Annotated in this window: 19 protein-coding genes; 4 read left to right on the forward strand and 15 right to left on the reverse strand. The window is 63.9% G+C overall.

Annotated elements, in window-relative coordinates:
• Window positions 1-6: 6 nt before the first annotated feature.
• The 13 genes from ACWKWX_RS07905 to mtnA form a co-directional block, all read right to left on the reverse strand.
• Complete coding sequence (locus ACWKWX_RS07905; protein ID WP_483827424.1) at window positions 7-1,368, reverse strand: phosphohexomutase domain-containing protein; 1,362 nt, start codon at window positions 1,366-1,368, stop codon at window positions 7-9.
• Between the two features lie 144 nt (window positions 1,369-1,512).
• Window positions 1,513-1,755, reverse strand: a complete 243-nt coding sequence (locus ACWKWX_RS07910) for a LapA family protein (protein WP_483827425.1) — start codon at window positions 1,753-1,755, stop codon at window positions 1,513-1,515.
• Between the two features lie 24 nt (window positions 1,756-1,779).
• Complete coding sequence (ihfB, locus tag ACWKWX_RS07915; RefSeq protein WP_008370717.1) at window positions 1,780-2,079, reverse strand: integration host factor subunit beta; 300 nt, start codon at window positions 2,077-2,079, stop codon at window positions 1,780-1,782.
• Window positions 2,080-2,204: 125 nt separating this feature from the next.
• On the reverse strand, window positions 2,205-2,492 hold the full coding sequence (locus ACWKWX_RS07920) for a hypothetical protein (protein WP_416423021.1): 288 nt from the start codon (window positions 2,490-2,492) through the stop codon (window positions 2,205-2,207).
• Window positions 2,493-2,742: 250 nt separating this feature from the next.
• Window positions 2,743-2,943 carry a cold-shock protein gene (locus tag ACWKWX_RS07925; RefSeq protein ID WP_416423020.1) on the reverse strand — a complete coding sequence of 67 codons (201 nt, stop codon included), beginning with the start codon at window positions 2,941-2,943 and terminating at the stop codon, window positions 2,743-2,745.
• A 287-nt stretch (window positions 2,944-3,230) separates the two neighbouring features.
• On the reverse strand, window positions 3,231-4,919 hold the full coding sequence (gene rpsA / locus ACWKWX_RS07930; RefSeq protein WP_027977357.1) for a 30S ribosomal protein S1: 1,689 nt from the start codon (window positions 4,917-4,919) through the stop codon (window positions 3,231-3,233).
• A gap of 119 nt (window positions 4,920-5,038) precedes the next feature.
• Window positions 5,039-5,728, reverse strand: a complete 690-nt coding sequence (gene cmk, locus ACWKWX_RS07935) for a (d)CMP kinase (protein ID WP_416423019.1) — start codon at window positions 5,726-5,728, stop codon at window positions 5,039-5,041.
• Window positions 5,725-7,935: a bifunctional prephenate dehydrogenase/3-phosphoshikimate 1-carboxyvinyltransferase gene (locus tag ACWKWX_RS07940; protein WP_483827443.1), complete on the reverse strand. Its 2,211-nt coding sequence runs from the start codon at window positions 7,933-7,935 to the stop codon at window positions 5,725-5,727. Before ACWKWX_RS07940 ends, cmk begins: the two co-directional genes overlap by 4 nt.
• Before the next feature lie 28 nt (window positions 7,936-7,963).
• The gene (gene hisC / locus ACWKWX_RS07945) at window positions 7,964-9,073 is read right to left on the reverse strand and encodes a histidinol-phosphate transaminase (RefSeq protein ID WP_483827426.1); all 1,110 of its coding nucleotides are present in this window, start codon (window positions 9,071-9,073) and stop codon (window positions 7,964-7,966) included.
• 9 nt (window positions 9,074-9,082) lie between these two features.
• A complete protein-coding gene (gene pheA, locus ACWKWX_RS07950) occupies window positions 9,083-10,177 on the reverse strand; it encodes a prephenate dehydratase (protein WP_416423017.1) in 1,095 nt (364 codons plus the stop codon).
• The gene (serC, locus tag ACWKWX_RS07955; RefSeq protein ID WP_483827427.1) at window positions 10,177-11,262 is read right to left on the reverse strand and encodes a 3-phosphoserine/phosphohydroxythreonine transaminase; all 1,086 of its coding nucleotides are present in this window, start codon (window positions 11,260-11,262) and stop codon (window positions 10,177-10,179) included. The genes pheA and serC overlap by 1 nt, the downstream gene beginning before the upstream one ends.
• A gap of 150 nt (window positions 11,263-11,412) precedes the next feature.
• Window positions 11,413-14,055, reverse strand: a complete 2,643-nt coding sequence (gene gyrA, locus ACWKWX_RS07960; RefSeq protein ID WP_416423015.1) for a DNA gyrase subunit A — start codon at window positions 14,053-14,055, stop codon at window positions 11,413-11,415.
• 368 nt (window positions 14,056-14,423) lie between these two features.
• Window positions 14,424-15,500, reverse strand: a complete 1,077-nt coding sequence (gene mtnA / locus ACWKWX_RS07965; RefSeq protein ID WP_483827428.1) for an S-methyl-5-thioribose-1-phosphate isomerase — start codon at window positions 15,498-15,500, stop codon at window positions 14,424-14,426.
• 113 nt (window positions 15,501-15,613) lie between these two features.
• Between mtnA and ACWKWX_RS07970 the strand changes: the two genes are divergently transcribed.
• The 4 genes from ACWKWX_RS07970 (at window position 15,614) to ACWKWX_RS07985 (ending at window position 19,269) form a co-directional block, all read left to right on the forward strand.
• Window positions 15,614-16,945: a TRZ/ATZ family hydrolase gene (locus ACWKWX_RS07970; RefSeq protein ID WP_473005686.1), complete on the forward strand. Its 1,332-nt coding sequence runs from the start codon at window positions 15,614-15,616 to the stop codon at window positions 16,943-16,945.
• A 68-nt stretch (window positions 16,946-17,013) separates the two neighbouring features.
• On the forward strand, window positions 17,014-17,712 hold the full coding sequence (gene ubiG / locus ACWKWX_RS07975) for a bifunctional 2-polyprenyl-6-hydroxyphenol methylase/3-demethylubiquinol 3-O-methyltransferase UbiG (RefSeq protein WP_416423012.1): 699 nt from the start codon (window positions 17,014-17,016) through the stop codon (window positions 17,710-17,712).
• A 3-nt stretch (window positions 17,713-17,715) separates the two neighbouring features.
• Entirely contained in the window at window positions 17,716-18,387 is a 672-nt protein-coding gene (gene mupP / locus ACWKWX_RS07980) for an N-acetylmuramic acid 6-phosphate phosphatase MupP (RefSeq protein ID WP_416423011.1), read from the forward strand.
• Window positions 18,388-18,528: 141 nt separating this feature from the next.
• On the forward strand, window positions 18,529-19,269 hold the full coding sequence (locus tag ACWKWX_RS07985; RefSeq protein ID WP_416423010.1) for a YciK family oxidoreductase: 741 nt from the start codon (window positions 18,529-18,531) through the stop codon (window positions 19,267-19,269).
• Window positions 19,270-19,275: 6 nt separating this feature from the next.
• Here the strand turns inward: ACWKWX_RS07985 and ACWKWX_RS07990 are convergent, their stop codons facing one another.
• A complete protein-coding gene (locus ACWKWX_RS07990; RefSeq protein ID WP_416423009.1) occupies window positions 19,276-20,073 on the reverse strand; it encodes an iron-containing redox enzyme family protein in 798 nt (265 codons plus the stop codon).
• 44 nt (window positions 20,074-20,117) lie between these two features.
• Window positions 20,118-22,577, reverse strand: coding sequence for an EAL domain-containing protein (locus tag ACWKWX_RS07995; RefSeq protein ID WP_416423008.1), 2,460 nt, complete (start codon window positions 22,575-22,577; stop codon window positions 20,118-20,120).
• Window positions 22,578-22,640 lie beyond the last annotated feature (63 nt).

Genomic DNA, 22,640 nt, shown 5'->3' on the forward strand with positions numbered 1-22,640 from the left:
CCTTCACTACCCCTGAATCAACCCCTCAATCTCCCCCAACCGCTCCCCCACCACAGCCTCATCCCCACGGCTCTCGATATTCAACCGCAGCAAAGGCTCGGTGTTTGACCCGCGCAAGCTGAACCGCCAATCAGCAAACTCCACGCTGATGCCGTCTGTCCGATCCACGGCAGGTTGCTGCGGCAGGTAGTGCGCCAGGATCTTCTCGATGCTCGCCGGCACGTCGTCAACGCGGTAGTTGATCTCACCACTGCAGGGGTACGCCGCAATCCGCTCGTCCACCAGCTGGGCCAAGGTCTTGCCGGTCTCGGACATAAGCGCTGCTACCAGCAGCCACGGAATCATGCCGCTGTCGCAGTAGGCGAAATCGCGGAAGTAGTGGTGGGCGCTCATTTCGCCGCCGTAGACGGCGTCTTCCAGGCGCATGCGTTCCTTGATGAAGGCGTGGCCGGTCTTGCTCTGGATGGCGACGCCGCCGGCCTGCTGCACCTGTTCGATGGTGTTCCAGGTCAGGCGTGGGTCATGGATGATTTTACTGCCCGGGTGCAGCTTGAGCAGCATCTCGGCCAGCAGGCCTACCAGGTAGTAGCCTTCGATGAAGCGGCCGTCGGCGTCGAAGAAGAAGCAGCGATCGAAGTCGCCGTCCCAGGCGATGGCCAGGTCACAATCATTTTCCAGCAGGGCCTTGCGGGTCAGCTCACGGTTTTCCGGCAGCAGTGGGTTCGGCACGCCGTTGGGGAAGTTGCCGTCGGGCTCGACGTTGATGAAGACCCACTCTAGCGGCAAGCGACTGGCCAAGGCCTGCACCACCGGGCCGGCGGCGCCGTTGCCTGGGTCGGCCAGCACCTTGAGCGGCCTGAGGGCCTTGACGTTGACGTAACCAACCAGGTGGTCCAGGTAGGCAGTCTTGTCGAAGGCTTCGCGCACCTGGCCAGCCTTGGCGGCCGGGGTGCCAAGGTTACCTTCGTCGACACGCTGGCGGATGGCATCCAGGCCGGTATCGCCGCTGATGGGGCGGGATTCGGCCTTCACCAGCTTCATGCCGTTGTAACCCTTGGGGTTGTGACTGGCGGTGATCATCACGCCGCCGTCAGCCTTGTGGTGACTGGTGGCGAAGTAGACTTCCTCGGTGCCGCACAGGCCGATGTCGATGACGTCGGCGCCGGCCTCGGTAATGCCGCGGATCAGGGCAGCAGCCAGGCCAGGGCTTTCCAGACGCATGTCGCGACCTACCACGATGGCCTTGCCGCTGAGTTCGAGCACCAACGCACGACCTATCCGATAGGCGATGTCATCGTTGAGCTGGGAGGGGACCTGACCGCGGATGTCGTAGGCCTTGAAGCATTGAGTGTGGATCGCGGGGTACATGCTGTTCACCAACCTTAATTATCCATGGCCACGAAGGGGTGGCCGAAGGCAAGAATGGACCGCCAAGGCATCATGCCAGTGGCCTGCGACTTGTAAGGCAGCAAAATATCGATCTGGTTCACCGGTGACCTTGTATCAATGGGGTCAAATTGGCCGGCTGACGACTTTGCGGCGACGGCGCAGGGAAGCCAGGGCTGCCAGGACGGGGCCTACGACCATGCCTGCGAGGAATCCCACGATGATCAGCACTGCAACCGGCAACTGCGGGCCGGTATAGCCCAGGACCACGATGTTCACGGGCTGCTGGTTTTCCAGCATGAACACAACGCCTGCCACCAGCACCAGGAGAATCAGGGCGACCAGCAGCAGTTTTTTAACCTTGTGCACTACGCACTCCTTTTGCCGAATGCCTCAGGCATGTTCATGCTCTTCATCCTCATTCACTCGATCGCGCAGCTCTTTGCCCGGTTTGAAGTGAGGAACGAATTTCCCATCCAGACTGACCGACTGCCCGGTCTTGGGATTGCGGCCTACCCGTGGCGCCCGGTAGTGCAGCGAGAAGCTGCCAAAACCGCGAATCTCGATACGATCACCCGTGGCCAGGCACTGTGACATCTGCTCAAGCATGGTCTTGATGGCCAGCTCCACATCCTTGGATGAAAGCAGGCCTTGATGGGTGACAATACGGTCGATCAGTTCAGATTTCGTCATATTTTTCCCTTCTTTATCAAGAAGCTAGACAATCGCTTCAAAGGTTTTAGCATGGCTGGAGGGATTTGAACAGCCCGCGTATTGACTTGTTGCAAAGGTTTACGGTAGATCACGGAATCCAGCTGTCAGGACTGCCGGCAACGCACCACCAGGCTACGGCTCGACATACCTGCAGGATTGATACCAAAGGGGTAGTCAGGCGTATCATCACTGAGGTCCGTGGACTTGCTCAGCACGCTATACCCTGGCGCCCCGCAGGCGCTCTCCGCTTTCTCGTAGCACTTCTCCCACGAGGACGTGATACCCGAGCAATTGATGTGCAGGGTAGCGATGCCCTTCACGTTGTGGCTGGACATGGTCGCTGCGCAGCCTGACAACGCGATCAACAGGGTGAGTGGCAGCCATCCTTTCATTACCGATCCTTTCGATTGCCCCGGAAACGGTCAATGACCCTTTCGCCGAGTCGCCGCATGCCCTCTTTTGGGTAGACAACTGATTTTGCAGGAGATTCTCCTGCATTCCGGATTTCTTCCGGCGGAGCATCAGAGTGGCGACTGTTTATGACTGTTTAATGTAGCAGGCCGGATAAAAGTACATCGCTGCCGCACCGGCACAATCAGCAGGCAGGCCGAAACGGCCTGCCTGCTGCTGGAGGCCACTGATTCACTGCACCTCGACCTCAACGGCCTGATCTCCCCTTGGGGTGCGCTCGACGCTGAAGGTCACTCTCTGGCCCTCCAGGAGGCTCTTGAAGCCATCACCCTTGATGGCCTTGTAGTGAACGAACAGATCCTTGCCTGTTTCAGCGGCGATGAAGCCAAAGCCTTTTTCGTTGTTGAACCATTTGACGGTGCCGGTGGGCATGGGCGCTTCTCCTTGAATGAACAGCCGCGACGATGGGAACGCGCGGGCTTCCTGCATGGGTGAGCGGACGATAGTGCGACAGGAGAGGCAGGAGGATCAACGAAGGGATTGTTTCAAAATGAACGCTGTAGCAGCTGTCGAAGGCTGCGTCGGCGGTGGTCCTGCTTATACCGCGACGACCATGACGCGGCCTGGGGCCGCTGCTACAAGGACACGTGGGCGGACGCAAATCGCGGGCACAAAAAAGGGCGACCGAAGTCGCCCTTTTTCTAATGGTCAATCAGAACTTAGTTCTGCTTTTCCATTTGAGCACGCAGCAGGTCACCCAGGGTGGTTGGACCAGTTGCGATGTCCGAAGCAGCTGGCTTGTCGCGCAGGCTCTGGATTGCTTCTTTCTCGTCTTCAACGTCTTTCGACTTGATGGACAAGTTGATCACGCGCGACTTGCGGTCAACGCTGATGATCTTGGCTTCGACTTCTTCGCCTTCCTTCAGGACGTTACGCGCGTCTTCAACGCGGTCACGGCTGATTTCGGAAGCTTTCAGAGTGGCTTCGATGTCGTCGGCCAGGGTGATGATGGCGCCTTTGGCGTCAACTTCTTTAACGGTACCGCGAACGATAGCGCCTTTGTCGTTGACAGCAACGTAGTTGGAGAACGGATCGCTTTCCAGTTGCTTGATGCCCAGGGAGATGCGCTCACGCTCTGGATCAACCGACAGGATCACAGTGTTCAGCTCATCGCCTTTCTTGTAGCGGCGTACTGCTTCTTCGCCAGCTTCGTTCCAGGAGATGTCGGACAGGTGAACCAGACCGTCGATGCCGCCGTCCAGACCAATGAAGATACCGAAATCGGTGATCGACTTGATGGTGCCGGAGATTTCGTCGCCCTTGTTGAACTGGCCAGAGAAGTCTTCCCATGGGTTCGACTTGCACTGCTTGATGCCCAGGGAGATACGACGACGCTCTTCGTCGATGTCCAGAACCATGACTTCCACTTCGTCGCCGACTTGTACGACTTTCGAAGGGTGGATGTTCTTGTTGGTCCAGTCCATTTCGGAAACGTGTACCAGACCTTCAACGCCTTCTTCCAGCTCAGCGAAGCAGCCGTAGTCGGTCAGGTTGGTCACGCGCGCCATGACGCGGGTGTTCTCTGGGTAACGAGCCTTGATAGCAACCCATGGGTCTTCACCCAGTTGCTTGAAGCCCAGGGAAACGCGGTTGCGCTCGCGATCGTACTTCAGAACCTTGACGTCGATCTCGTCGCCAACGTTGACCACTTCGGAAGGGTGCTTGATGCGCTTCCAGGCCATGTCGGTGATGTGCAGCAGGCCGTCCACGCCGCCCAGGTCCACGAAGGCGCCGTAGTCGGTGAGGTTCTTGACGATACCCTTGACTTGCTGGCCTTCCTGCAGCGATTCCAGCAGAGCTTCGCGCTCGGCCGAGTTTTCTGCTTCCAGGACGCTGCGACGGGAAACGACAACGTTGTTGCGCTTCTGGTCCAGCTTGATGACCTTGAATTCCAGCTCTTTGCCTTCCAGGTGCGTGGTATCACGAACCGGACGGACGTCGACCAGGGAACCAGGCAGGAACGCACGGATGCCGTTAACGTCGACAGTGAAGCCGCCTTTAACCTTACCGTTGATAACGCCCTTGACCACTTCTTCGGCGGCGAAAGCTGCTTCCAGAACAATCCAGCACTCGGCGCGCTTGGCTTTTTCACGGGACAGCTTGGTTTCGCCAAAGCCGTCTTCGACCGCGTCCAGCGCAACGTGAACTTCGTCACCGACCTTGATGGTCAGCTCGCCAGCTTCGTTGTAGAACTGCTCGAGCGGGATGACGCCCTCGGATTTCAGACCGGCGTGGACAGTAACCCAGTCACCGTCGATATCGACAACGATACCGGTGATGATCGCACCTGGTTGAAGGTTGAGGGTTTTCAGGCTTTCTTCAAAGAGTTCCGCAAAGCTTTCGCTCATTTTAATTCCTGTAGATTTGGGCGGTAGAAACGCCCATCAGCCGCACTCCAGACAATGCGGGTTCGTTCATAGTAAAGAAGGCGTACGGGCTAGGGACTGGTTTCCCGTACGCGTTCTGGTCACCCGGCGATGTCGCGTAGTGCGACTTCGCTCATGATGCGTTCCAACACCTGCTCGATGGACAATTCCGTGGAATCCAGCTGTATGGCGTCAGCCGCCGGCTTGAGCGGGGCTACCGCTCGCTGGGTGTCACGCTCATCGCGCGCACGTATCTCATCTAGCAGACTCGACAGACTAACATCTTCGCCTTTGCCCTTCAACTGCAAGTAACGTCGACGAGCACGCTCCTCGGCACTGGCGGTCAGGAAGATTTTCAGCGGTGCGTCAGGGAACACCACGGTGCCCATGTCGCGACCATCGGCGATCAGGCCCGGGGCCTCCAGGAACGCGCGCTGGCGCTGCAGCAGGGCGTCGCGCACGGCCGGCAGGGCGGCGACTTTCGAGGCGCCGGCGCCGGCGGTCTCGGTGCGGATCACGCTGCTGACCTCATCACCCTCGAGGATGATGCGTTGCAGCTGGCCTTCGGTGGCGGCGATGAATTGCACATCCAGATGAGCGGCCAGTTGCGCGAGCAAGGCTTCGTTGTCCAGGGCCACGCCATGGTTGCCGGCATTGAAGGCCAGCAGGCGATACAGGGCGCCGGAGTCCAGCAGGTTCCAGCCCAGGCGCTTGGCCAGGATACCGGCCACAGTGCCTTTGCCCGAGCCGCTTGGGCCGTCGATAGTAATTACTGGCGCGTGGGAAATCACGACTTGCCCTCTTCGGTTACACGGATCCCGACCTGGCCGCACAGGGCCAGGAAGTTGGGAAAGGAGGTGGCGACGTTGGCGCAATCCAGGATGCGGATGGGCGCACTGGCGCGCAGCGCGGCGACGCTGAAGGCCATGGCGATGCGATGGTCGCCCTGCCCTTGCACTTCGCCGCCCTGCATTGCACCGCCGTCGATGATGATGCCGTCCTCGGTTGGCTGACATGTTACACCCAGCGCCTCGAGGCCGTCGGCCATGGCCTGGATGCGATCCGATTCCTTGACCCGCAGTTCCTGGGCGCCGCGCAGCACGGTACGCCCCTGGGCGCAGGCGGCGGCGACGAACAGCACCGGGAATTCGTCGATGGCCAGCGGTACCAGCTCGACAGGAATATTGATGCCCTTGAGCGCGGCCGAGCGCACATGCAGGTCGGCCACCGGTTCGCCGCCCACTTCACGACGGTTTTCCAGGCGAATGTCGGCGCCCATCAGGCGCAGGATGTCGATGACACCGGTGCGTGTGGGGTTGATGCCCACGTGTTCCAGCACCAGGTCCGAGCCTTCGGCGATGGACGCGGCCACCAGGAAGAACGCGGCGGAAGAAATATCCCCCGGCACTTCGATGCGCGTGGCCGTCAGTGGCTGGCCGGCCGCCAGGGACACCGTGGCGCCCTGCGTATTCACCGGGTAGCCGAAGCCACGCAGCATGCGCTCGGTGTGGTCGCGGGTCGGCGCCGGCTCGGTGACACGGGTCTCGCCCTGGGCGTACAGGCCCGCCAGCAGCAGGCTGGATTTGACCTGGGCACTGGCCATGGGCAGCGTGTAGTCCAGCGCCTTGAGCGGCTGGCCACCGCGAATGGTCAGCGGCGGCAGGCCGTCGGCGCCGGTCTCGATCTGCGCGCCCATTTCCCGCAGCGGCTTGGCCACGCGGCTCATGGGGCGTTTGGACAAGGACGCATCGCCGGTCAGCACGCTGTCGAAGCGCTGGGCCGCGAGCAGCCCAGCCAGCAGGCGCATGCTGGTGCCGGAATTGCCGACACAAATAGGCCCCGGCGGCGGCTGCAAGCCGTGCAGGCCGACGCCATGAATGGTCAAGCGGCCGTGGTGCGGGCCCTCGATGACCACGCCCATGTCGCGGAACGCCTGCAGGGTGGCCAAGGCGTCCTCGCCTTCAAGGAAGCCTTCCACCTCGGTGGTGCCGTCGGCGAGCGCGCCGAGCATCACCGCGCGATGGGAAATGGATTTGTCGCCCGGCACGCGGATGCGCCCCGACAGGCGGCCACCCGGCGCGGCGACGAAGTTCAGGTCGCGCGCCTCGCGCTTGTCGACGTAGGCACGGCGGGCGAGGATCTTGCCGAAGTGCTCGCGCGCCATGCGCGCACGGGTGAACACGCCGAGCATCTTCTGCCCGTCGCCGGCGTCCACGGCGTCGCGCAGCGCGTCCAGGTCGCTGCGGAAGGTGTCGAGGGTGCGCAGCACCGCGTCACGGTTGGCCAGGAAGATGTCATGCCACATCACCGGATCGCTGCCGGCAATACGCGTGAAGTCGCGGAAACCGCCCGCGGCGTAGCGGAAGATTTCCAGGTTTTCGTTGCGCTTGGCCAGGGAATCCACCAGGCCGAAGGCCAGCAGGTGCGGCAGGTGGCTGGTGGCCGCCAGCACTTCGTCGTGGCGCTCGATGGCCATGTGCTCGACGTCGGCGCCCAGCGCGCGCCACAGCGCGTCGACGATGGACAGCGCACGCGGCGCGGTCTCCGGCAACGGCGTGAGGATGACCTTGTGGCGCTGGAACAGCTTGGCGTTGGAGGCCTCCACCCCGCTCTGCTCGGACCCGGCAATCGGGTGGCCCGGCACGAAGTTGAGCAGCTGCGCCGGCGCCAGCACTTCACGCGCCGCACGCACGACGTTGCCCTTGGCACTGCCCACGTCGGTGAGGATGGCATCGCCCAGGTCGAGCTGCGCCAGCTTGGCCAGCAGTTTCTCCATGGCCAGGATGGGCACGGCCAGCTGGATCACGTCGGCGCCCTTGCAGGCTTCGGCCAGGTCGGCCTCGCAGCGGTCGACCACTCCCAGCTCCACCGCCAGCTTGCGCGACTGCGGGTCCAGGTCCAGGCCCACCACTTCCGCGCACAGGCCACTTTCACGCACGCCCTTGGCGAAGGAACCACCGATCAGACCCAGGCCGACCACCACCAGGCGGCCGATCAAGGGCTTGGGTGCTACTACCGAAAAACCATCAACCACGTGCCAGGACCTTGCTCAGCGCTTCCAGGAAACGAGCGTTTTCAGTCGGCAGGCCAATGGTCACCCGCAGGTGGCTGGGCATGCCGTAGTTGGCCACCGGACGCACGATCACGCCTTCCTGCAACAGGCCCTGGAACACCGGCGCAGCCACGCGGCCCAGGTCGATGCACAGGAAGTTGCCCTTGGACGGGATCCAGCCCAGGCCCAGCTCGCGGCAGCCTTCCTGCAGCTGTTGCATGCCGAACTCGTTGAGCTCGCGGCTCTTGGCCAGGTACGCGCTGTCGGTCAGCGCCGCACAGGCGGCCGCCAGGGCCAGGCTGTTGACGTTGAACGGCTGGCGCACGCGGTTGAGCACGTCGGCGATCACCGGCGACGACAGCGCGTAGCCCACGCGCAACGCTGCCAGGCCATAGGCCTTGGAGAAGGTGCGCGAGACCAGCAGGTTGGGGTGCTGCGCCAGGTAGTCGAGGCCGTCCGGCAGCTCGCCGCCGGTGGCGTATTCGATGTAGGCCTCGTCCAGCACCACCAGCACGTCCTGCGGCACGTCGCGCAGGAAGTCGCCCAGCGCCTGGGCATTGAACCAGGTGCCGGTAGGGTTGTTGGGGTTGGCGATAAAGACGATGCGGGTGTTGGCGTCGATGGCCGCCAGCATGGCCGGCAGGTCGTGGCCCCACTCCTTGGCCGGCACCACGCGCGACTCGGCGCCCACGGCCTGGGTCACGATCGGGTAGACGGCGAAGGCGTGTTCACTGAACACCGCGTTCTGGCCAGGGGCCAGGTAGGCGCGGGCCACCAGCTCGAGGATGTCGTTGGAGCCGTTACCCAGGGTGACCTGATTGACCTGCACGCGGCAGCGCTCGGCCAGCAGGGTCTTCAGCTCGAAGCCGTTGCCATCGGGGTAGCGGGTCAGCTCGGCCAGTTCGTTGGCGATGGCTTCGCGCACCTTGGGGCTGGCACCCAGCGGGTTTTCGTTGCTGGCCAGCTTGACGATGTTCGCCGGGTCCAGGTTCAACTCGCGGGCCAGTTCATCCACCGGCTTGCCGGGGACGTAAGGCGACAGCTTTTGTACGCCCGACTGCGCGAGGGCGAGAAAATCACTCATTGCTAAACCTCAGAGAACGGCTTTCGGGTACGAGCCCAGCACCTTGAGTGCCACGGCTTCCTGGCTGATCTTCTCGAGCACGCCCTTGATCAGCGGATCACGGTGATGGCCGACGAAATCGATGAAGAATACGTAGGTCCATTTACCGCTGCGTGACGGACGAGTCTCGATACGGGTCAGGTCGATGCCGTTGTCGTGGAACGGCACCAGCAGCTCGTGCAGCGCACCCGGGCGGTTGCTCATGGAGACGATGATCGAGGTCTTGTCGTCGCCGGTGGGCGGCACTTCCTGGTTGCCGATGATCAGGAACCGGGTGGAGTTGTCCGGGCGGTCCTCGATTTTCTCGGCCAGGCGGGTCAGGCCGTAGAGGCTGGCCGCCATGTCGCCGGCAATGGCCGCCGAGTTCCACTCGCCCTTGACGCGCTTGGCGGCCTCGGCGTTGCTGGACACGGCGATGCGCTCGACATTGGGGTAATGCGCGTCCAGCCACTTGCGGCACTGGGCCAGGGACTGGGCGTGGGAATAAATACGCGTGATCGCGTCGGTCTTGGTGCTTTCGCCAATCAGCAGGTGATGGTGGATACGCAGCTCCACCTCACCGCAGATGACCATGTCGTGTTCCAGGAAGCTGTCCAGGGTGTGGTTGACCGCACCCTCGGTGGAGTTTTCCACCGGCACCACGCCGAAGTTGACCGCACCGGCCACCACTTCACGGAACACTTCGTCGATGGCCGCCATCGGCTTGCTGATCACGGCGTGGCCGAAGTGTTTCATGGCCGCAGCCTGGGTGAAGGTACCTTCAGGGCCCAGGTAAGCGACTTTCAGTGGGTTCTCCAGGGCCAGGCACGAGGACATGACTTCGCGGAACAAGCGCGCCATCTCTTCGTTGCTCAAGGGGCCCTTGTTGCGTTCCATCACGCGTTTCAGCACCTGGGCTTCACGCTCGGGCCGGTAGAACACCGGCACCTCGCCTTCGGCCAGGGAGGCCATTTTCACGCGGGCAACTTCTTCGGCGCAGCGGGCACGATCGCTGATCAGTTCGAGAATTTTCTCGTCCAGGGCATCGATGCGCACCCGCAGGGCTTTCAGCTCCTGGTCAGACATCAGGCGTTTTCCTTCTCGAACTCGGCCATGTAGGCAACCAGCGCTTCAACCGCGTCCAGGCCCAGGGCGTTGTAGATGGAGGCACGCATGCCGCCCACCGAACGGTGGCCCTTGAGGTTGAGCAGGCCACGGGCGTCGGCACCGGCCAGGAAGGCCTTGTCCAGGCGCTCGTCCGCCAGGCGGAACGGCACGTTCATCCACGAGCGGGCGTTGTGGGCGATAGGGTTGGTGTAGAAGGCGCTGCTGTCGATGAAACCGTACAGGCGGTCTTTCTTGGCGCGGTTGCGCGCTTCCATGGCCGCAACGCCACCCTGCTCCTTCAGCCACTCGAACACCAGGCCCGAGAGGTACCAGGAATAGGTGGCCGGGGTGTTGTACATCGACGCGTTGTCGGCGGCGATCTTGTAGTTGAGCATGGTCGGGCAGGCGCTGCGGGCGCGGCCCAGCAGGTCTTCGCGAATGATCACCACCACCAGGCCGCTGGGGCCGATGTTCTTCTGCGCACCGGCGTAGATCATGCCGTACTGCGACACGTCGATGGGGCGCGAGAGGATGTCGGAGGACATGTCCACCACCAGCGGCACGTCACCGGTCTGCGGTACCCAGTCGAATTCCAGGCCGCCGATGGTTTCGTTGGACGCGTAGTGAACGTAGGCGGCGCCTGGAGTCAGGTTCCACTCATTCTGGCCAGGAATGGCCAGGTAGTCGTAGGGCTTGGCGCTGGCGGCGACGTTGATGTTGCCGTAGCGACGCGCTTCCTCGATGGCCTTCTTCGACCAGATGCCGGTCTCGATGTAGTCCGCAGTGCCGCCTTCGGGCAGCAGGTTCAGCGGGATCTCGGCGAACTGCTGGCTGGCGCCACCCTGCAGGAACAGGACCTTGTAGTTGGACGGAATGGACAGCAGGTCACGCAGGTCCTGCTCGGCCTTCTCGGCAATGGCCACGTAGTCGTCGCTGCGGTGGCTCATCTCCATGACGGAGAGGCCCTTGCCGCGCCAGTTCAGCATTTCGGCCTGGGCGCGCTGCAGGACAGCTTCAGGGAGCGCAGCGGGACCTGCGCAGAAGTTAAAGGCTCGGTTGCTCACATCCACTCTCGCTCTGCTTGAATTCGTTAGATCGGTGGTGAGGCCATCGCGGCCAAGGCCGGCTCCTACGGCCAACGCTGACGGCAACCGGCACCACCACCCAAATATCATTGAGGGCACCGAAGTGCCCCCATGATCCATCACGACAATTTATTCCTGCGGCAACTCGTCGTCGCCTGGCGCCTCATCCGGCACCTCGGCGCCTTCGGCCGGCGCTTCGAAGCCCTCTTCACCTTCGAGCAATTCCTCGCCCTCGACTTCCGATGGCTCCTGCACGCGCTCCAGGCCTACCAGCGTCTCGTCGCTGGCCAGCTTGATCAGCGTCACGCCCTGGGTGTTACGGCCCAGGCTGGACACTTCGCTGACGCGGGTACGCACCAGCGTGCCCTGGTCGGAAATCAGCATGATCTCCTCGCCGTCCAGCACCTGTACAGCCCCGACCAGACGGCCGTTGCGGTCGTTGCTGACCATGGCGATGACGCCCTGGCCGCCACGCTTGTACTCGGGGAACTCGCCGATGGCGGTGCGCTTGCCATAACCACGCTCGGAAGCGGTGAGGATCTGGCTGCCTTCTTCAGGGATCAGCATGGAAATCAGCTTCTGCCCTTCTGGCAGGCGCATGCCGCGTACGCCGCGGGCGGTGCGGCCCATGGCCCGTACGTCGGATTCCTTGAAGCGGGTAACCTTGCCACCGTCGGAGAACAGCATGACCTCACGCTCGCCGTCGGTGATGGCGGCCGAGATCAGCACGTCACCTTCGTCCAGCTCCAGGGCGATCAGGCCCACGCTGCGCTGGCGGCTGAAGGATTCCAGCGGGGTCTTCTTCACGGTGCCGTTGGCGGTGGCCATGAAGATGAAGTGACCTTCGGTGTATTCCTCCACCGGCAGCATGGTGGTGATGTACTCGCCATCGTCCAGCGGCAGCAGGTTGACCAGCGGGCGACCACGGGCGGCACGCGAGGCCTCCGGAATCTCGTAGGTCTTGAGCCAGTACACCTTGCCTTTGCTGGAGAACAGCAGCAGGGTGGTATGGCTGTTCGCCACCAACAGGTGGGCGATGTAGTCTTCGTCCTTCACGCCGGTAGCCGACTTGCCCTTGCCGCCGCGGCGCTGGGCCTGGTAGGCAGCCAGTGGCTGGGTCTTGGCGTAGCCGCCGTGGGAAATGGTCACCACGCGCTCTTCTTCCGGGATCATGTCACCCAGGGTCAGGTCCAGGCGCGCGTCGAGGATCTCGGTGCGGCGCACGTCGCCGTATTCGGCGCGGATCACTTCCAGCTCTTCGCGGATCACTTCCATCAGGCGCGCGGCGCTGTTGAGGATGCGGATCAGTTCGCCGATCTGGTTGAGGATCTCCTGGTACTCGGCCAGCAGCTTCTCGTGCTCCAGGCCGGTGAGGCGGTGCAGGCGCAGGTCGAGGATGGCCTGGGCCTGTTCCGGCGACAGCCAGTACTTGCCGTCACGCAGGCCGTACTGCGGGTCCAGGTTCTCGGGGCGCGACGACTCGGCGCCGGCCGCTTCCACCATGGCTACCACGGCGCTGGATTCCCAGGCGGTGCTGACCAGCGCTTCCTTGGCCTCGGACGGCGTCGGCGAGGCCTTGATCAGGGCGATGACCGGGTCGATGTTCGACAGGGCAACGGCCTGGCCTTCCAGGATGTGGCCGCGCTCGCGGGCCTTGCGCAGCTCGAACACGGTGCGGCGGGTGACCACTTCGCGGCGGTGGCGCACGAAGGCTTCCAGCAGGTCCTTGAGGTTCAGCACGCGCGGGCGGCCGTCGATCAGGGCCACCACGTTGATGCCGAACACGGCCTGCATCTGGGTCTGGGCGTAGAGGTTGTTGAGGATCACCTCCGGCACTTCGCCGCGACGCAGCTCGATGACGATGCGCATGCCGTCCTTGTCGGACTCGTCGCGCAGTTCGGTGATGCCTTCCAGCTTCTTCTCTTTCACAAGCTCGGCGATCTTCTCGATCAGGCGAGCCTTGTTCAGCTGGTACGGCAGCTCGGTGACCACGATCTGCTGGCGGCCGCCGACCTTGTCGATGTCTTCGACGGTGGAACGGGCACGCATATAAATGCGGCCACGGCCGGTGCGGTAGGCCTCGATGATGCCGGCGCGACCGTTGATGATGCCTGCGGTCGGGAAGTCGGGGCCAGGGATGAACTGCATCAGTTCATCGATGGTGATGTCGGCGTTGTCGATCAGCGCCAGGCAACCGTCGATGACTTCACCGAGGTTGTGTGGCGGGATGTTGGTGGCCATGCCCACGGCGATGCCGCTGGAGCCGTTGACCAGCAGGTTGGGGATGCGCGTCGGCATCACCGCCGGGATCTGCTCGGTGCCGTCGTAGTTGGGCACCCAGTCCACGGTTTCCTTGTGCAGGTCGGCCAGCAGCTCATGGGCCAGCTTGGTCATGCGCACTTCGGTGTAACGCATGGCCGCGGCGTTGTCGCCGTCCACCGAACCGAAGTTGCCCTGGCCGTCTACCAGCAGGTAGCGCAGGGAGAAAGGCTGGGCCATACGCACGATGGTGTCGTAGACCGCGGTGTCACCGTGAGGGTGGTACTTACCGATCACGTCACCGACCACACGGGCGGATTTCTTGTACGGTTTGTTCCAGTCGTTACCCAGTTCACTCATCGCAAACAGAACGCGGCGATGCACGGGCTTCAAGCCATCACGCGCATCAGGCAGTGCACGCCCGACGATGACGCTCATCGCGTAGTCGAGGTAGGACTGTCTCAGCTCGTCTTCGATATTGACCGGGAGGATTTCTTTGGCCAGTTCGCCCATGAGAAGCCTGATTCCTTTTTCTGGTGAAACTCCGTCACATCCAATGGGACGAACGAAGCTCGCCGCCGACGGCACGGCCGTGAGGCGACTTACGACAAATCAACGAGTTATGCTCTGGATCTGCGCAGTGGGGGCCGCCTCAAAGGGCGACCCTGGAAACCGTCGGATGTTACCACAAAGCCCGTCAGGGACCTATCCCCTGGAAGGCTTGCAAACCCATTAATTGATGAGTGATCGCGCCTGGGATGGCTCTGAGGGGCTTTTGTGCGCAATTGGCAATGTTTACACCCCTGATTTCCCCGTAGCAGCTGCCGAAGGCTGCGTCCCGGATCGGCGCAGTCCCAGAGCGTGCGTGGCGCAGGTGTGAGTCAATGCAACCGCTTGCGACACATCAACTGGGCCAGCTTCGCCGCATCAGGCCGCTCGACGATGCCTTTCTCGGTGATGATCGCGTCGATCAGGTCTGCCGGGGTCACGTCGAACACCGGGTTGAAGGCATCGACGTCGGCGCCCAGGCGCTGCCCGCCCACTTCCAGCAGTTCGCGGCCGTCGCGCTCCTCGATGGGAATGTCCTCGCCACTGGCCAGGCTCATGTCGATGGTGGAGCTGGGCGCCACCACCATGAAGCGCACGCCGTGGTGCATGGCGGTGACGGCCAGTTGGTAGGTGCCGATCTTGTTCGCCACGTCGCCGTTGGCGGTGATGCGGTCGGCGCCGACGATGACCCAGGTGATGCCCTTGGTTTTCATCAGGTGCGCGGCGGCGGAATCGGCGTTGACGGTGACCGGGATGCCCTCGTTGGCCAGCTCCCAGGCGGTCAGGCGCGAGCCCTGCAGCCAAGGGCGGGTCTCGTCGGCATAGACGCGCTCGACCATGCCTTCGATGAACGCCCCGCGGATCACCCCCAGCGCCGTGCCGAAGCCGCCGGTGGCCAGGGCGCCGGTGTTGCAGTGGGTGAGGATGGCCTGGGCGTTGCCCTGGTGACGACGGATCAGGTCCACGCCCAGCTGGGCCATGGTCAGGTTGGCCTCGCGGTCGCTTTCATGGATGGCCAGGGCCTCGGCCTCCAGCAGGCCCAGCACGTCGACATGGGCCTTGACCCGCTCCAGGCGCTCGCGCATGCGGTTCAGCGCCCAGAACAGGTTGACCGCCGTAGGCCGTGAGGCCGCCAGCACGGTGAAATCCTGCTCCAATGCCCCCAGCCAGTCGCCACCCTGGGCGTGGCGTTGGCGAGCGCCCAGGACAATGCCATAGGCGGCACTGATGCCGATGGCCGGCGCGCCGCGCACCACCATGGCACGGATGGCCTCGGCGACGCCGGCGGCGTCGGTGTAGGCCAGCCAGGTCTCCTGGTGCGGCAGCACACGCTGGTCGAGCAGATGCAGGGCCCCGTCACGCCAGTCGATGGCCTTCACTTTCTCTGCTGCCAATAGACGTTCGCGCATTGCCCACCCCTGATCTGAAAGCTGACATCAAAAGCGGCCGATTATAGCGAGCCCCCGGGGAAGACGCTCGGGTATACTTCGCCATCACCGACCCAAAGCACTGGAACCTCACCATGCCCGACGCTGCCCAGCCCCTCGACCTGTTGCTGTTGCCCAGCTGGCTGGTGCCCGTGGAACCGGCCGGCGTGGTGCTGAAGGAGCATGGCCTGGGCGTGCGTGATGGCAATATAGTGTTTATCGGCCCGCGAGCGGAAGCCTTGAAGCTGGCGGCCCGCGAGGTGCGCGAGCTGCCCGGCATGCTGCTGACCCCGGGTTTGGTCAACGCCCATGGCCACGCGGCCATGACCCTGTTCCGCGGCCTGGCCGACGATTTGCCGCTGATGACCTGGCTGCAGGACCACATCTGGCCCGCCGAAGGGCGCTGGGTGGACGAGGCCTTCGTGCGCGACGGCACTGACCTGGCCATCGCCGAGCAATTGAAAGGCGGCGTTACCTGTTTTTCGGACATGTACTTCTACCCGCGCGCGGCCAGCGAACGGGTGCACCACAGCGGCATGCGCGCGCAAATCAGCATTCCGGTGCTGGATTTCCCCATTCCGGGCGCACGCAGCGCCGATGAAGCCCTGCACCAGGGCGTGGAACTGTTCAGTGACCTGAAACACCATCCGCGCATCTCCATTGCCTTCGGCCCCCACGCCCCTTATACCGTGGGTGACGCCAACCTGGAAAAAATCCGCGTGCTGGCCGACGAACTGGACGCTGCCATCCAGATGCACGTGCACGAGACGGCTGGCGAAGTGGAGCAGGCCCTGGCGCAGGGTGGCGAACGGCCACTGGCGCGCCTGGGCCGCCTGGGCCTGCTGGGCCCGCGCTTCCAGGCCGTGCACATGACGCAAATCAGCGAAGAGGACCTGGCCCTGCTGGTGGAAAGCAACACCAGCGTGGTGCACTGCCCCGAATCCAACCTCAAGCTGGCCAGCGGCTTCTGCCCGGTGGAACGCCTGTGGCAGGCCGGCGTCAATGTGGCAGTAGGCACCGACGGCGCCGCCAGCAACAATGACCTCGACCTGCTGGGCGAGACGCGCACCGCCGCGCTGCTGGCCAAGGCCGTGGCCGGCAACGCCACCGCCCTGGACGCCCACCGCGCCCTGCGCATGGCCACGCTCAACGGCGCCCGCGCCCTGGGCCTGGAGGCCAGCATCGGCTCGCTGGAAGTGGGCAAGGCCGCCGACATGACCGCCTTCGACCTGTCGGGGCTGGCCCAGCAGCCAGTGTACGACCCGGTGTCGCAACTGATCTACGCCACGGGCCGGGACTGCGTGACGCACGTCTGGGTCGGTGGCACCGCCCTGCTCCAGGACCGCGCGCTGACGCGCATGGACGAACAGGGCCTGGCGGCCACCGCCGCCGGCTGGGGCCAGCGCATCGCGGCCCGGCACGAATAACCCTTGCGGCCGCCTGGTGGCGGCCGGCACTACGCCAAATTCAACACAGTTTTCAAAAGGACACCCCAATGAGCAACGTCGACCACGCCGAAATCGCCAAGTTCGAAGCCCTGGCGCACCGCTGGTGGGACCGCGAGAGCGAGTTCAAGCCCCTGCACGACATCAACCCCATGCGCGTCAACTGGATTGACGAGCGCGCCAAGCTGTCCGGCAAGAAGGTCCTGGACGTAGGCTGCGGCGGCGGCATCCTCAGCGAGGCCATGGCCCTGCGCGGCGCCACCGTCACCGGCATCGACATGGGCGAGGCGCCACTGGCCGTGGCCCAGCTGCACCAGCTGGAGTCCGGCGTGCAGGTGGAATACCGGCAGATCACCGCCGAGGCCCTGGCCGAGGAAATGCCTGGCCAGTTCGACGTGGTCACCTGCCTGGAAATGCTCGAGCACGTGCCCGACCCGTCGTCGGTGATCCGCGCCTGCTACAAAATGGTCAAGCCGGGCGGCCAGGTGTTCTTCTCCACCATCAACCGCAACCCCAAGTCCTACCTGTTCGCCATCATCGGCGCCGAGTACATCCTCAAGCTGATGCCGCGTGGCACCCACGACTTCAAGAAATTCATCCGCCCTTCCGAGCTGGGCGCCTGGGCGCGCACCGCCGGCCTGTCGGTCAAGGACATCATCGGCCTGACCTACAACCCACTGACCAAGCACTACAAGCTGGCCGCCGACGTCGACGTCAACTACATGGTCCAGACCCTGCGGGAGGAGTGATCGATGCGCTTGAGAGCGGTTCTCTTCGACATGGACGGCACCCTGCTGGACACGGCGCCGGACTTCATCGCCATCTGCCAGGCCATGCTCGCCGAGCGCAACCTGCCAGCCATCGATGAGCAGCTGATTCGCGACGTGGTGTCGGGCGGTGCCAAGGCCATGGTCTCGGCCACCTTCGCCCTGTCGCCCCAGGCGCCGGAGTTCGAAGCCCTGCGCCTGGAATTCCTGGAGCGCTACCAGGTGGGCTGCGCGGTGCACAGCCACCTCTACGAGGGCATGGCCGAGCTGCTGGACGACATCGAGAAAGCCGGCCTGCGCTGGGGCGTGGTCACCAACAAGCCAGTGCGCTTCGCCGAGCCGATCATGCAACAGCTGGGGCTGGCCGAGCGCTCGGCGCTGCTGATCTGCCCGGACCACGTGACCAACAGCAAGCCCGACCCCGAGCCGCTGACCCTGGCGTGCAAGATGCTCGACCTGGACCCGGCCAGCGTGCTGTTCGTGGGCGACGACCTGCGCGACATCGAGTCGGGCCGCGACGCCGGGACCCGCACCGCGGCCGTGCGCTACGGCTACATCCACCCCCACGACAACCCCAGCCACTGGGGCGCCGACGTGGTGGTGGACCACCCGCTGGAACTGCGCAAGGTGCTGGACCAGGCCATGTGCAGCTGCTGACCGCCGGCCCACCACGCCCGTAGCCGCTGCCGCCAGGCTGCGCTGGCCCTATGCCCCGCTGGAGATCTACGGCGCAGTTCAGGGCCAGCGCAGGCTTCGCCAGCGGCTACGGGGATGTGGCGGCCGCAAAGGAGAATTTTCATGTTCGACTACACCGCCCCACCCGCCCTGCTCAAGGACCGCGTCATCCTGGTGACCGGCGCCGGCCGCGGCATCGGCGCCGCAGCCGCCCTCGCCTACGCCGCCCACGGCGCCACCGTGCTGCTGCTGGGCAAGACCGAAGCCAACCTGAGCGAGGTCTACGACCAGATCGAGGCCGCCGGGCACCCGCGCCCGGTGGTCATCCCCTTCAACCTGGAAACTGCCCTGCCGCATCACTACGACGAGCTGGCGGTGATGATCGAGAACGAGTTCGGCCGCCTCGACGGGCTGCTGCACAACGCCTCCATCATCGGCCCGCGCACGCCCCTCGACCAGCTGTCAGGCGAGCATTTCATGCGGGTGATGCACGTCAACGTCAACGCCACCTTCATGCTCACCAGCACGCTGCTGCCGCTGCTCAAGCTGTCGGCGGATGGTTCGATGGTGTTCACCTCCAGCAGCGTCGGGCGCAAGGGCCGGGCCTACTGGGGTGCGTACGGGGTGTCGAAATTCGCCACCGAAGGCCTGATGCAGACCCTGGCCGACGAGCTCGATGGCATGGGCACGTTGCGCGCCAACAGCATCAACCCGGGCGCCACGCGCACCAGCATGCGCGCCCAGGCCTACCCGGCGGAAGCGCCGGAGAAAAACCCGCTGCCCGAGGCCATCATGCCGGTGTACCTGTACCTGATGGGCCCCGACAGCAAAGGCGTGAACGGCCAGGCGTTCAACGCCCAGTAATCACCCTCAGTGCTGGGCGGCCACCGCCGCCAGGCGTTCGCGGCGCACGCTGTGCTGCTCGCGCTCGAACGCCATGCAGCGCTCCAGGAAGTTGAACATGTAGTCGTAGCTACGGCACACCGCGCGGCGCAGCTCGGCCTGCAGCGCCTTGGTGGGGTTGTGGCCGGCCAGGGTGCAGATGATCTCCAGCGCTTCCCACGGGTGGGCATCGTCGTACTGGGCGTGCATCTTCAGCCACTTCATGGCGCGCTTGCGACCTTCCTCGGGGAAAGAATTGGCGTACACGTCGTTGGCGCAGACCACCGCCGACCATTCGCCGGTGGCGCCCTCGATGGCGTAGTTGGTGGCGGCGATGCCGACGATCAGCGAATCCGCCGACGTGGTCTGCCAGCACCAATGGCTCAGCGACAGCAGCTCGGCAGGCACGTCCTGCGCCTGCAGATCTTCCAGGCTGACGCCATGGGCGTTGCACCAGTGCACCCAGTAATCGGCATGGTTGAGTTCCACGCGAATGTTGCGCATCAGCCAGCGGCGGGCCATGTCCTCGCCCGGGTGGCGGCCAAAACGGGTCTTGGTCAGGCTCTGGGCCATGTACAGGGCAAACTGCTCCACCACCGGCCAGCCACCAATCAGGTACTGACGCATGGTCTTGGCGCTGAGGGTGGCATCGCGCATGGCGCGGTACAGCTCATGGTCCACCACGCGCCGCTTGCTTTCGCTGCAGTCACGAATCAGCTGTTGGGCCCAGAGCGGGTAACTGGTGGCTTCCATGAGGGGGCCAGTACGGACGAACGCCTCGATCACTTGTCAGATTCCTTCTTTATTGAGTGACGGTCACGGCTGCGGCATCAGCGAAAAGTCCCCGGCGCCTTGAACAACAAGGGGCGCGGGCGGACCTCGCGACGTTGCAGACTTTCGCAGGTGAATACCTGTGGACGTTCTATCAGATAACCCTGGGCATAATCTACCCCGATTTCCAGCAAAGCCTGCTCTATCAGCGGGGTTTCGACGAATTCGGCAATGGTTTCCTTGCCCATCACGTGGCCGATATGGTTGATCACCTCGACCATGGCGCGGTTGATGGGGTCGTCGAGCATGTCCTTGACGAAGCTGCCGTCGATCTTGAGGAAGTCCACTGGCAGGTGCTTGAGGTAGGCGAACGAGGACATGCCGGCGCAGAAATCGTCCAGCGAGAAGCGGCAGCCCAGGCTCTTGAGCTCGTTGATGAAGCGAATGGCGCTGCCCAGGTTGGAAATCGCCGCGGTCTCGGTGATTTCGAAGCAGATCAGCTCCGGCGGGATGGCAAAGCGCTGGAACTGCTCGCGCAGGTACTCCAGGAACGCCTCGTCGCCGATACTGGTGCCCGACAGGTTGATGGCGCAGATGGCCAGCGGCCCTTCCACGCCTTCGCTCATGCACTGCTGGATGATCTTGAAGACGTTCTGCACCACCCAGCGGTCCAGGGCCGTCATCAGGCCGTAGCGCTCAGCGGCGGGGATGAAGTTCTCCGGCATGATGATGCGCCCGCTTTCATCGTGCAGGCGCAGCAAAATCTCCACATGGCCGCCGGAGGCCGAAGTGCGGCCCAGGGCGGCGATTTCCTGGGCGTAGAGCACGAAGCGGTTCTCTTCCAGGGCCATGTGCAGGCGCTGCACCCAGGCCATCTCGCCGAAGCGCATGGACAGCTCGGTGTCGTCGGCGTGGTACACCTGCACGCGGTTGCGGCCCTTCTCCTTGGCCATGTAGCAGGCCATGTCGGCGGCGCGCAGGGAGGCTTCCAGGGTAGTGGGCAACTGGGCAATGTGCACCAGGCCAATACTGACGGTGGTCACGAACGGCCGGCCCTTCCACACGAAGTGCAGGTTCTGCACGGTCTGGCGCAGGCTGTCGGCGATGCGCTCGGCGACATCGGCCGGGCAGTTTTCCAGGAGGATGCCGAACTCGTCGCCACCCAGGCGCGCCAGGGTGTCGCCGTCGCGCAGCCCCGACTGCAGCAAGGTGCAGATATGCCGCAGCAGCTCGTCGCCGGCAGCGTGGCCGCAGGTGTCGTTGACCAGCTTGAACTGGTCCAGGTCGAGGAACATCAGCGAATGGCGGCACTGGTTGCGGCCTACATTGCCCAGCGCCTGTTCCAGGCGGAATTCGAACTCGCGGCGGTTGGCCAGGCCGGTCAGGGCGTCGTGGGTGGCCTGCCAGGACAGGTTGGCGATGTACTGCCGCTCCTGGGTCATGTCGTGCAGCACCAGCACGGTGCCGCTGATGCGCCCGTCGGTGCGGATGGGCGCGCCCACCAGGGTCACCGACACGGTGCTGCCGTCCAGGCGCTGGATCAGCTTGGCGTGCTCGCTGCCACCGGTCAGCTGGCCGCCGAGAATGTGCTCGATCAGGGTGAAGCTGTCTTTCTCGGCGTTTTCGTCCAGCAGGTTGAACAGCGAGGCCAGCGGCAGGCCGGCCGCCTGCTCGGCGTTCCAGTGGGTGAGCTGCTCGGCAGCCGGGTTCATGTAGGCGATGCAGCCCTCAAAGTCGGTGGCGATCACGCCATCGCCGATGGACGCCAGGGTCACCTGGGCACGCTCTTTCTCAAGCTCCAGGGCCGTGGCGAAGGCGCGGCGCTGCACCAGCAGCTTGTGGCTGCGCCAGAGGGCCAGGGCGATGAGCAGCAGCGCGGTGCCGACGTTGACCAGCATCAACAGCCGCCAGAGGAACCGCGAGCCCTCCCCCAGCGCGTCGCTGAAAGCCTTGGCCGCCGGCGTGACGCCGTCGTTGATGGCCAGGATGCGGTCCTTCCAGCGCATGATGTCTTCTTCGCTGGCGCTGCCACTGCCGATGCCGGCGTGCATCTGCTGGGCCACCGAGTCCAGCTGCACCAGGTAGCTGTCGCCCACGGTCCAGCGCTCGATGGCGCGCTCCAGGTAGCTGAAATGACGGAAATTGAGGTACAGCCAGATCAGGCTGGACACATCGTCAGGGTGGTTGCCGCCCTGCAGGATGCCCTGGCGTGCCGCGACCAGGTCCGGAACGGGCTGGTCGAGGGCCACGCGCAGGTCATGGCTGCCCTGCGGCACGGCAATGGCAGCCTGGTACTTGCTGAAAATGCGTTCGTCGCGGCTGTCGGCGTACAGGTTCAGGTAGTAGATGGCGTCTTTCTGGCCCTTGGACCACAGACTCTCGCCGGCCACATAGCCCCGCACGGCCGACAACGCGTATAGGCTGATGCACCCCAATAGTGCCTGAAACAATACGACTGCTATAAATGGCCAGACGATGCCTAATAATCTCGGCGTTTCGAGAGTCCGATTTTGCTTCATGAGGTCCCTTGCATCAGCAGAGCCAGACAACCATCCAGGAAAACTCCACTCACATCAGCTCAG

The sequence above is a fragment of the Pseudomonas imperatae genome (assembly GCF_057128625.1).

Coding starts and splice junctions, on each gene's coding strand:
- ACWKWX_RS07970 (WP_473005686.1), top strand. CDS start 15,614: ATGCCCGACGCTGCCCAGCCCCTCGACCTGTTGCTGTTGCCCAGCTGG.
- mupP (WP_416423011.1), top strand. CDS start 17,716: ATGCGCTTGAGAGCGGTTCTCTTCGACATGGACGGCACCCTGCTGGAC.
- rpsA (WP_027977357.1), bottom strand. CDS start 4,919: ATGAGCGAAAGCTTTGCGGAACTCTTTGAAGAAAGCCTGAAAACCCTC.
- ACWKWX_RS07925 (WP_416423020.1), bottom strand. CDS start 2,943: ATGCCCACCGGCACCGTCAAATGGTTCAACAACGAAAAAGGCTTTGGC.
- ihfB (WP_008370717.1), bottom strand. CDS start 2,079: ATGACGAAATCTGAACTGATCGACCGTATTGTCACCCATCAAGGCCTG.
- hisC (WP_483827426.1), bottom strand. CDS start 9,073: ATGAGTGATTTTCTCGCCCTCGCGCAGTCGGGCGTACAAAAGCTGTCG.
- pheA (WP_416423017.1), bottom strand. CDS start 10,177: ATGTCTGACCAGGAGCTGAAAGCCCTGCGGGTGCGCATCGATGCCCTG.
- gyrA (WP_416423015.1), bottom strand. CDS start 14,055: ATGGGCGAACTGGCCAAAGAAATCCTCCCGGTCAATATCGAAGACGAG.
- ACWKWX_RS07920 (WP_416423021.1), bottom strand. CDS start 2,492: ATGAAAGGATGGCTGCCACTCACCCTGTTGATCGCGTTGTCAGGCTGC.
- ACWKWX_RS07995 (WP_416423008.1), bottom strand. CDS start 22,577: ATGAAGCAAAATCGGACTCTCGAAACGCCGAGATTATTAGGCATCGTC.
- mtnA (WP_483827428.1), bottom strand. CDS start 15,500: ATGCGCGAACGTCTATTGGCAGCAGAGAAAGTGAAGGCCATCGACTGG.
- ACWKWX_RS07905 (WP_483827424.1), bottom strand. CDS start 1,368: ATGTACCCCGCGATCCACACTCAATGCTTCAAGGCCTACGACATCCGC.
- ubiG (WP_416423012.1), top strand. CDS start 17,014: ATGAGCAACGTCGACCACGCCGAAATCGCCAAGTTCGAAGCCCTGGCG.
- ACWKWX_RS07985 (WP_416423010.1), top strand. CDS start 18,529: ATGTTCGACTACACCGCCCCACCCGCCCTGCTCAAGGACCGCGTCATC.